This is a genomic window from Burkholderia sp. Se-20378 (assembly GCF_017104665.1).
In the GTDB taxonomy this organism is placed as follows: Bacteria; Pseudomonadota; Gammaproteobacteria; order Burkholderiales; family Burkholderiaceae; genus Burkholderia; species Burkholderia lata.
The window spans coordinates 1-2,329 of sequence record NZ_JAAGPG010000849.1; the positions used below are offsets into that span (position 1 = coordinate 1).

At 67.7% G+C, this 2,329-nt stretch carries 3 protein-coding genes; 2 read left to right on the forward strand and 1 reads right to left on the reverse strand.

Going from position 1 to position 2,329, the window contains the following annotated elements; all coding sequences use genetic code 11:
• Window positions 1-799 (reverse strand): 2-amino-3,7-dideoxy-D-threo-hept-6-ulosonate synthase (locus G3N93_RS38180; RefSeq protein ID WP_206135349.1); only part of this gene is annotated, 799 nt, incomplete at its 3' end.
• A 285-nt stretch (window positions 800-1,084) separates the two neighbouring features.
• Between G3N93_RS38180 and G3N93_RS38185 the strand changes: the two genes are divergently transcribed.
• On the forward strand, window positions 1,085-2,131 hold the full coding sequence (locus G3N93_RS38185; protein ID WP_244132398.1) for an LLM class flavin-dependent oxidoreductase: 1,047 nt from the start codon (window positions 1,085-1,087) through the stop codon (window positions 2,129-2,131).
• 40 nt (window positions 2,132-2,171) lie between these two features.
• On the forward strand, window positions 2,172-2,329 hold a 158-nt coding region (locus G3N93_RS38190; protein WP_206135350.1), incomplete at its 3' end, for an FAD-dependent oxidoreductase.

A 2,329-nucleotide genomic window follows, 5' to 3' on the forward strand; every position in this document is an offset into this window, starting at 1 on the left:
TCACGGCCAGATGCGCGGCGCGCCGCTCGACGCCGTGCACGGCATCGGACAGGCGGCGGATCAGCGGTGCGGCCTTTGGCGCGGCGAACACGTTGCGGCCGGCAGCAATGCCGAGCGCCCCCGCGTGCATCACGCGCGACGTGAACGCGACGAACTCGTCTTCCGGCAGCTTCGCGCCGCCCGCGACCAGCACCGGCAGCGACGAGCCGGCGATGATGTCGGCCATGCTCGCGGCGTCGCCGCTGTACGGCAGCTTGACGATGTCGGCGCCGAGATCCGCCGCGACGTTCGCCGCATGGGCGATCAATTCGGTCTGCGGACGATCGCCGAGACCCGGGCCGCGTGGATAGATCATCGCGAGCAGCGGCACCGACCAGCGCGCACACTCGGCCGCGATGCGGCTCAGGTCGAGCAGTTGCTGGGTTTCCGTCTTCGAGCCGAGATTCACGTGCACGCTGACCGCGTCCGCGCCGCATGCCATTGCATCCTCGACGCTCGCGAACAGCGTCTTCGCGTTCACGTCCTCCGCGTAGCGCGTGCTGCCGTTCAGGTGCACGACGAGCGCGAGATCGCTCAGCACGTCGGGCGACAGGAAGCGCGCGCGGCCGCGATGCACGACGATCGCGTCGCCGCCGTGCGCGGCGATGTCGCCGACCAGCTGCCGCAACTGCTGCGGATGGGCGATGGGCCCGTCCGCGAGCGAATGGTCGAGCGGCACCATCAGGCACTTGCCCGACGCGGCACGCACCACCCGCCGCATCCTGAGCGCCTTGCCAGAAACCGATAGAAGAGCATTCATCCTTGATTCCTCGCCAGAAATGGAGAGGCCGGCCCGTGCGACTTCAGCCTGCCCCCGGGGTGCCCGCTTGCGGGCGGAACTGGAGCAACAACCGAGCAACGCTTGCAGCAAATCTTGCATCGTGTAAGACTTGCATAGACCCAATCATCCTATGATTGGATCATCCTTGCAAGTACATTGCGAGCGACTTTGTTTCCCGACCGGGGGACGCATTCGACGCGGCATCGGTTCCCCTTTGCAGACAACGGCAGCACATCAACCTGTGAGGTGTCTATGAAGTTCGGCGTGTCCTTTCTGCCCGATACCGGCCCGGCTGACCGCCCGGCTGCTGATTACTACGCGAACGCGCTGAAGCTCAGCGCACTGGGCGACAAGCTCGGCTACGCGTACGTGAAAATGACCGAGCACTACCTGAAGCCGTACGGCGGCTACAGCCCGTCGCCGCTGATGTTCCTCGCGGCCGCGGCCGCGCAGACGAAGTCGATCCGCCTGATGACGGGCGGCATCCAGGCGTCGTTCCATCATCCGATCCAGCTCGCGGCCGAAGCCGCGCAGCTCGATGCGATCTCGAACGGGCGACTCGAGCTGGGCTTCGCGCGCGCATTCCTGCCGTACGAATTCGATGCGTTCGGCATCGATCTCGATTCGAGCAAGGCGCGCTTCCAGCAGACGATCGACGCGACGGTGCGCCTGCTTGCCGAGGAATCGGTCAGCGAGGACACGCCGTTCTTCCGCTATCGCGACGCGCAATCGCTGCCGCGCCCGACGCAGCAGCCGCGCCCGCCGGTCTGGGTCGCCGCGCTGCTCACGCCGTCCAGCTTCGAGTGGATCGGCGAACGCGGCTTCAACCTGCTGATGGCCGCGCCGCCGCGCAAGGACGCGCTCGCGAAGACGCAGGACATGGTGGCGCTCTATCGCGAGACGTTCGAGCGCCATCACGGCCATACGGACCGCCGGCCGCAGGTCGCGATCAGCATCCCGCTGATGATCGGCACGTCGGACGCGCACGCGCTGGCGCTCGCGGAACCGCGCCTGCGCCATCACTGGCGCTATTTCGCGGAAGCCGCGAAGTCGTGGGACCAGGTGCAGTCGTCGGCCTACCAGGGCTACAACGAGGCGATGAAGAACAAGATGGGCGGCATGGACACGGCCGACCTCGACGCGACCGCCGTGCTCGGCACGCCCGACACCGTGCGCCAGCGCATTCGCGCGCTGGAAGCCGATCTCGGGCTCGACGCGATCCTGTGGCACATCGACTACGGCGCGCAGCCGTACGAGCTGATGAGCAACAACCTGGAGGTGTTCGCCCGCGACGTGCTGCCGGGACTATGACGCCATGCCGATCCCTTCCGGACCCACAGCGAACCCGCCCATGACACCCTCCCTGTCACTCGACACGATCGTCGTCGGCGCCGGCATCGGCGGCCTGGCCGCCGCGCTCGCGCTGCGCCGCGCCGGCCATCGGGTCACCGTCCTCGAGCAGAGCCGGGCGTTCCGGGAAGTCGGCGCGGGGCTGCAGGTCGTGCCGAA